The following is a 7,917-nucleotide window of genomic DNA, read 5'->3' as shown; positions in this document are numbered from 1 at the left end:
CGCGGCGCTCCCAGTGATCCGGTTCGGGCGGGCGCCCGGCCGCCTTCGCGACGCCGGAGCCACCGCCGGGGTTCAGGTCGAAGGCGACTATGCCGGGGACGGGGCCGGTTTTTCCCCAGAGATCGCCCCGGGCGCGGAAGTCTTGACTGAGTCATGCAAGACGCTCGGGTGGCGGGAATCCGCGCGGCGAGGTCGCGAATGACTCATTCGGGACCGCTGACGTCCCGAATGAGTCATTCGCGACACCCACAGGCGCGTCGGCAACCCGAGTGAGGCCGGGGACCGGACGCGCGCCGCGACCGAGGCCGAGCAGAGGAAGCCCGCCGGTCGGGGCGGCCCCAGCCGAGCTGCGGAGAACCCGCGCGGGGCCCAACGCCGAGCGCCGGGCGGTGTGGCCTCGCGAGGTCGGCGGCCGGGCGGTGCCGGGACCCGCACGCCCGCCGCACCCGCGAAGTCTGCGGTTTTCCGTGGTTTCGCGGCGGCATGCTCGTCGCGCCGGATGTCCCGAAGGAAGGCAGGCCATGGCAAGCATCGGACGGGCGTTGAGACGCCCCTGGATCGTCCCCTTCTACTTCCTGGTGTTCGGGTTCCTCGCGTTCCGGCTGCCGAACTACCTGGGCTTCGACCCGAGCAAGTCGACCGCGGCCACCCGCCTCGACCTGCCGTTCTACTACCCGCTGCTGGTGGCGCACATCGTCTTCGGGTCGGTCGCGTTCGTGACGGCGGCGATCCAGGTCTGGCCGTGGCTGCGCAACCGCAACCCGAAGCTGCACCGGATCTCCGGCCGCGTCTACGTCCTGGGCGGCGCGCTGCCGGCCGGGCTCGCGATCCTGACCATCACGCCGTTCCTCACGCACGGCCCGGGCCAGAAGGCGGGCAACGCGCTGCTGGGGCTGCTGTGGCTGGGCACGACGATCGTCGGCTTCCGCCGGGCGCGGCAGGGCCGGATCGTCGAGCACCGCGAGTGGATGCTGCGCAGCTTCGCGCTGTGCTTCTCGATCCTGGCGTCCCGCTTCTGGCTGGGCCCGGCCATCCTGTGGCTGGAGCCCGAGGTGTTCACGATGGGCGTCGACGGCCCGCCGGCGGTGCAGGACCAGGTGTCCACGCTGACGTCGTGGGTGCCGTGGGTGGTCAACCTGCTGATCGCGGAGTGGTTCAACCACCGGGCGCGCTACCGGGCACTGGGCCGCCAGGCGGCCAAGCGCGCGGCGGCGAAGGCCGCGGTGCCGGTCGAGCCGGCCCTCGCGGCGGACACGAAGACGCCCGTGCTGGAACGCCCCACCCCCGACCCCGTCCCCTAGTCTCGCGGCTGCCTTCCCGCGGCGGAGAACCCCGGCACGACCCCAGGTGCCGGGGTTTCTTCGCGCGCTCAGCCCAGCGGGACGAAGTCACCGCCGGGGCGGGTGGCGTGCGTCGAAGCGCGAGTCAGGAAGCGTCCCCGCACGACCCGGACGTAGGCACCGTCCAGGGGGAAGACGAGCACGAACTTCCGCCCGTCGCGCCCGCGCAGAACGCGTCCCCGCCTCAGGTTGCCGAGGAATTCGACGATGTCGCGTTCGACCTCCGCCGCGTAGCCGAGCTGCCCGTCGGTGTCGAGGTCGTAGGTGGCGCGCCGGCCGGTCGCCGGATCGCGCGCCTCGAACGCCAGCCCGAGCCAGCGGCCCGGCTCGACGAGCACGGTGGCCTGCCAGTCCCGTCCGCTCAGCCGCCACCTCGACAGGGCGCCGATCTCGTCGGTCACCGCTGCCGAGGGGAACTCGCGGAGGGTGTCGAGCAGGCCGGGCACCCCCGCACGCTAGCCGACCGGGGGCAGCCAGGCCCGCACCGCCGCGACCGCGTCCGCGATGTGCTCCTCGACGATCGTGAAGTGGTTGCCCGGCACGTCCGTCACGGTGTCCGCGTGGGCCCACGCCGAGCGCCAGTCCACCGACTCCTGCGCCGCCACGATCGGCTCCGACGCGCGGACCAGCAGCGTCGGGCACGGCAGCGGGCCCAGCTCCCAGCCCTCCATCAGGTCGAAGCACCACGCCATCGCCGACAGGCCCGCGCTCGTCACCTCGGTGTACTGCTGGTTGCGCTTGTACAGCCCCTGCATCAGGCCGCCGCCGGCGCTCGCGACGAACTCGCTGTCCACCGCGTACGGGTCCAGCAGCGCGACACCGGCCGGGGGTGTGCCGCGGCGGCACAGCTCGGTCGCGATCGCGTGCACCAGCAGGCCGCCGGTGGAAACGCCGAGCACGATCGCCGGTTCGCCGCCGGTGTACGCCGAGATCGCGTCGGCCTCGGCTTCGACGAGCGCCTGGCGGTCGGCCGGGAGCGCCTCGCCGTCGGAGAAGCCGGGGATCGGGATCGCCGAGACGTCGTGGCGGCCGCGGCAGGACGCCGCGAACAGCGAGTACTGCTGCACCCCCGCCATCGCCACCAGCGCCGGGACGCAGATCAGGTGCGGGCCGGGCGGGGCGTCCGGGTCGCGGCGGGCCAGCCGGAGCGGGCGGATCGGGCGGGTCAGCTCCTCGGGCGTGCGGAACTTCGGGCGCAACGTCGCCGCCGCGCGCAGGAACGCGATCGCGTCCGCCTGCCGCCCGGCCTTGAGCGCGTCGGTGAACAGGCCCGCGATCGTCTCCGGAGCCTGCACCGACACCGTCGCCGCGCCCTCGCCGGACGCCGCTTCCGCGGTCAGCTCGGCGGCCAGGTGGGCGGCCAGCTCGTCCGGTGTCGGGTGGTCGAACACCACGCCGACCTGCAGGATCAGGCCGGTCGCGGTCTGGAGGCGGTTGCGCAGGTCCATCGCGGTCAGCGAGTCGAAGCCCAGCTCCGGGAAGCTGCCGTCGGCCGGGACGGCGGCCGCGCCCGGGTGCCCGAGCACCGCGGCGGCCAGGCCGCGGACCAGCTCCAGCACCGCGCCCGGCCGGTCGCCGGACGGCAGCTGCGCGTACGTCCGGGCGAACGAGCCCGTGTCCTGTTCGGCCGCGGCCGCCGAGCGGCGGGACGGCGGCGGGAGCAGCGCGTGCATCAGCCGCGGCACCTCGCCGGCCGCGCGCATCGCGGCCAGGTCGAGCCGGATGGCGGCGAGCACCGGCTCCGGGCGGGCCAGCGAGGCGTCGAACAGGGCCACCCCCTGCTCGGGCGACAGCGCCAGCGCTCCCCCGCGTTCCTGACGGCGGCGGCTGGTCTCGTCCAGCTGCGCGGCCATCACACTGCGGTCCCCGGCCCAGGTACCCCACGCGATCGACGTCCCCGGCAGGCCGAGGGCGCGCCGATGGCGGGCGAGGGCGTCGAGGAAAGCGTTTGCGGCGGCGTAGTTGCCCTGCCCCGCGTTGCCCGCCAACCCGGCGAACGAGGAGAACAGGACGAACGCCGTCAGTTCACGGTCACGGGTCAGCTCGTGCAGGTGCCAGGCCGCGTCGAGCTTCGGCGCGAACACCGTGTCGAGCTTCTTCGGGGTCAGCGAACCGAGGACGCCGTCCTCCAGCGCGCCGGCGGTGTGCACGACCGCCCGCACCGAGGGTTCGGCCTCGAGCAGCCGGGCCAGCGCGTCCCGATCGGACACGTCGCAGGCGCGGATGTCCACAGTGGCGGCCAGCTCGGCGGCGAACTCCGCCGCGCCAGGCGCGTCCGGCCCGCTGCGGCTGACCAGCAGCAGTTCGCGGACGCCGTGCTCGGCGACCAGGTGCCGCGCGACCGCCCGGGCCAGTGCCCCGGTACCACCGGTGACGAGTACCTTCCCCGCCGCGGTCCAGTCCACAGTGGATTCCCCGCCGCGGGCGCGGGTCAGCCGGCCGACGTGCGGGACGCCGTCGCGCAGCACCACCTGGGGCTCGCCCGAGGCGAGCAGGCCGGGCAGCAGCGGCAGCAGGTCGCGGATGGACTGGTCGCCTTCGCGTTCGAGGTCGGCCAGCACGATCCGGCCGGGGTTCTCCGTCTGCGCCGACCGCAGCAGGCCCCACGCGGTCGCGCCGGCGAGCGCGTCCTCGGTGGCACCGCGGGTGACGAACACCAGCCGCGTGGTGCGCAGCCGGTCCTCCTCGAGGAACGCCTGGACCTCGCCCAGCACCCACTTCGTCAGGTCGCGGGCGGCGTCGCGGTCGTTCTCCGGCCGCACCGGCACCAGCGGCACCAGGATCACCTGGGGTGCGGGCAGGCCGTCGTCGAGGGCGCGGGAAAGCGCGCCGAGGCCGAGGAACGTCTCGACCGCGCGGCCGAGGGTGTAGACCGCGCCGGTCAGCCCGTACTCGTCGGCGCCGGCGACGACCCACGTGCCGTCGGCGAGCCGGCCGGGCTCCGGGGCCGGCACCGGCTGCCACTCCCAGCGGAAGAGGCTGTCGCCGTGGGCCGGGGCGGTCTCGATGGCGCCGGCCGCCCGCAGCAGCAGCGAGCCGACCGAGACGATCGGCGTGCCGGTGGTGTCGGCGAGGTCGACGCGGACGCCGTCGGTGCCGGTCGGGCTGATCCGCACGCGGGCCCGGGACGCGCCGACCGCGTACAGCTCGACGTCGGTCCACGAGAAGGGCAGCCTGCTGCGGCCTTCGCCGGTGAACGACGCCGCGTGCAGCGCCGCGTCGAGCAGCGCGGGGTGCAGGGCGCAGGCGGCCGCTTCGGGGCGGTTGGCTTCCGGCAGCGCGACTTCGGCGTAGACGTCTTCGCCGTGCCGCCACGCCTTTTCGAGGCCGCGGAAGAGCGCGCCGTAGCCGAACCCGTGCTCGGCGGCCTGCTCGTAGAACCCGGTCAAGTCGATCGGCTCGGCCCCGTCCGGCGGCCATTCGGCGGGGAAGTCCCCCGCCTCGGGCACTTCGCCCGCCCGCAGCACGCCGGTGGCGTGGCAGGTCCACGGCTCGTCGCCGGCGTCGGGCCGGGCGTAGACGGACAGCGTGCGGCGGCCGGCCGGGGTCAGCGGGCCGAGCACCACCTGGGTGCGCACGGCCTGCCCGGGCGGGATGACCAGTGGCACGGCCAGGGTCAGCTCGTCGACGACCGGGCAGCCGGCCTCGTCGCCGGCGCGGACGGCCAGCTCCAGGAACGCCGTGCCGGGCAGCAGGACCGCGCCGCCGAAGGTGTGCTCGGCCAGCCACGGGTGCGTCGGGACCGAGAGCCGCGAGGTGAAGAGGAACCCTTCGGTGTCGGGCAACGCCGTCACGGCGCCGAGCAGCGGGTGGCCGGCGGCGGCGAGGCCGAGCGCGGTGATGTCGCCGGTCACCTGCAGCGTGCCGCGGGGCCAGAAGTCCGTGCGCTGGAAGGGGTACGTCGGGAGGGCGACGCGGTCGCCGTTGGGGAGCTGCCAGTCGACGTCGGCGCCGCGGGCGAACGCGGCGCCGAGCGCGGCCAGGAACCGGTCCGGGCCGCCGTGGCCGAGCAGCAGGGTCGCCGACGCCGTCGCCCCGGTGCCCGACTGCTCCAGCAGCGCCTGCAGGCCGAGGCTGAGCACCGGCTGCGGGCTGATCTCGACGAAGTGGCGGGCGCCGCGGTCGAGCGCGGCGCGGACCCCGGCATCGAACCGGACGGTGCGTTCCAGGTTGCGGTACCAGTACTCGCCGTCCATCTCGGGGCCGTCGAGCCAGCGCTGGTCGGCCGTGGAGAAGAACGGGATCGCGGACTCACCGGGGTGCAGTTCGCCCAGGACGTCGAGGAGTTCGTCGTGCAGCACGCGCACCTGGGGGCTGTGCGCGGCGAAGTCGACGCCCTCGACGCGCCAGCGCATCAGCCCGGCCGCCGAGAGGCGCTTTTCCAGCGTGGTCAGCGCTTCCGGCTCGCCGGCCACGGTGACCGTGCGCGGCCCGTTGACCGCCGCGATCGACAAGGTGCCTGCGAAGTCGCCGAGCAGCTCGCCGACTTCGGCTTCCGACGCCATCACCGACAGCAGGCCGCCGTGCCCGGCCAGCCGGTCGCCGATCAGGCGGCTGCGCAGGGTCACGATCCGCGCGGCTTCGGGCAGCGACAGCACCCCGGCGAAGCACGCGGCGGCGATCTCGCCCTGCGAGTGCCCGAGCACCGCGGCGGGCCGGACGCCGTAGGAGCGCCAGAGGTGCGCGAGCGACACCATCACCGAGAACAGCACCGGCTGCACGACATCGACCCGGTCCACCGAGGGCGCGCCTTCGACGCCGGTCAGGACGTCCAGCAGCGACCAGTCGACGTACGGCTCCAGGGCTTCGGCGCATTCTTCGACGCGGGCGCGGAAGACCGGCTGGGTTTCGAGGAGCTCCACCGCCATCTCGGGCCACTGCGAGCCCTGGCCGGGGAACACGAACACCGGGCCGGGCGCGGACGTCACCGTGCCGGTGGCCACGGTCGGCGCCGGGACGCCGGCCGCGAGCGCGGACAGCCCTTCGCGGAGGGCGGCGTGCCCGGTCCCGGCGACGACGGCACGGTGGTCGAAGCGGCTGCGGGCCAGCAGCGTGCGGGCGATCCCGGACAGCGGCTGCGTGGGGTGCTCGTCGAGGTGGGCCAGCAGCCGGGCAGCCTGCGCGGCCAAGGCTTCCGGCGACTTCGCCGACAGCACCCACGGGATCGCGGCCGGCTCCGCCGCGACGGCGGCGGCGGGTTCGACGGGCGGGGCCTGTTCGAGGACGACGTGCGCGTTGGTCCCGCTGACGCCGAAGGACGACACGGCGGCCCGGCGCGGTGCCCCGGTCCGCGGCCACGGCCGGGGTTCGGTGAGCAGCTCGACGTCGCCGGCGGTCCAGTCGATCTTGGTGGACGGCTGTTCGGCGTGCAGGGTGCGGGGCAGGACGCCGTTGCGCATGGCGAGGATCATCTTCAGCACGCCGCCGACGCCGGCCGCGGCCTGGGTGTGCCCGATGTTCGACTTCAGCGAGCCGAGCCACAACGGACGGTTCTCGGGCCGGTCCTGGCCGTAGACTCCGATCAGCGCCTGCGCCTCGATCGGGTCACCGAGCGCCGTGCCGGTGCCGTGCGCCTCGACGACGTCCACATCGGACGGTGACAGCTTGGCGTCGGCCAGCGCGGCGCGGATCACGCGTTGCTGCGACGGGCCGTTGGGAGCGGTGAGGCCGTTGGACGCGCCGTCGGAGTTGACCGCGGAACCCCGCAGCACGGCCAGGACCTCGTGGCCGTGGCGCCGCGCGTCGGACAGCTTCTCCAGCGCCAGCATGCCGACGCCTTCGGACCAGCCGGTGCCGTCGGCGCCCTCGGCGAACGCGCGGGAGCGGCCGGTCGGCGAGAGCGCGCCCTGGCGGCTGTACTCGATGAACACCATCGGCGTCGACATGATCGCGACCCCGCCCGCCAGTGCGAGGGAGCACTCGCCGCGGCGCAGGGCCTGGGCGGCCAGGTGGAGGGTGACCAGAGACGACGAGCACGCGGTGTCGACGCTGACGGTCGGGCCTTCGAACCCGAAGGTGTAGGAGATGCGCCCCGAAGCGACGCTGCCGGCGCTGCCGTTGCTCTGGTAGCCCTCCAGGTCCTCGGTGACGCCCTGCAGCGCGATCGCGTAGTCGTTGTACATCACGCCGACGAACACGCCGGTGTCGCTGCCGCGCAGGGAAAGCGGGTCGATGCCCGCGCTTTCGCAGGCCTCCCATGCGGTTTCGAGCAGCAGCCGCTGCTGCGGGTCGGTGGCCAGCGCCTCGCGCGGGCTCATCCCGAAGAACGCCGCGTCGAACCCGCCCGCACCGTGCAGGAAGCCGCCCTCCGCGGTGGCCGACGTGCCGGGCCCGCCGACGTCGCCGAGCAGGTCGGCCAGCGGCCAGCCGCGGTCGTCCGGGAAGCCGGAGATGGCGTCGGTGCCGTCGTCGACCAGCCGCCACAGGGCTTCGGGGGTGTCGACGTCGCCGGGGTAGCGGCAGCTCATGCCGACCACGGCGATCGGCTCGTCGCCCGCGGACTCCGCGGCGACCAGGCGCTCGCGGGTGCGTTGCAGGTCGGCGGTCACCCGGCGGAGGTAGTCGAGCAGCTCGGCTT

The 7,917-nt window shown here is 74.7% G+C and carries 2 protein-coding genes and 1 pseudogene; 1 reads left to right on the top strand and 2 read right to left on the bottom strand.

Going from position 1 to position 7,917, the window contains the following annotated elements; translation table 11 throughout:
- The first annotated feature begins 521 nt into the window (after positions 1–521).
- Positions 522–1,301, top strand: a complete 780-nt coding sequence (locus AB5J73_RS28395; protein ID WP_370961718.1) for a DUF2306 domain-containing protein — start codon at positions 522–524, stop codon at positions 1,299–1,301.
- Positions 1,302–1,369: 68 nt separating this feature from the next.
- Here AB5J73_RS28395 and AB5J73_RS28390 read toward each other — a convergent pair whose 3' ends face one another.
- Entirely contained in the window at positions 1,370–1,786 is a 417-nt protein-coding gene (locus tag AB5J73_RS28390) for a hypothetical protein (protein WP_370961717.1), read from the bottom strand.
- A gap of 9 nt (positions 1,787–1,795) precedes the next feature.
- Positions 1,796–7,915: pseudogene (locus AB5J73_RS28385) on the bottom strand (SDR family NAD(P)-dependent oxidoreductase); the annotation flags it as partial.
- Between the last annotated feature and the right edge of the window lie 2 nt (positions 7,916–7,917).

It is taken from the genome of Amycolatopsis sp. cg9, from assembly GCF_041346945.1.
In the GTDB taxonomy this organism is placed as follows: Bacteria; Actinomycetota; Actinomycetes; order Mycobacteriales; family Pseudonocardiaceae; genus Amycolatopsis.
Note: the sequence above shows the minus strand (reverse complement) of the source record. Positions and strands in the feature narration are given on the sequence as shown.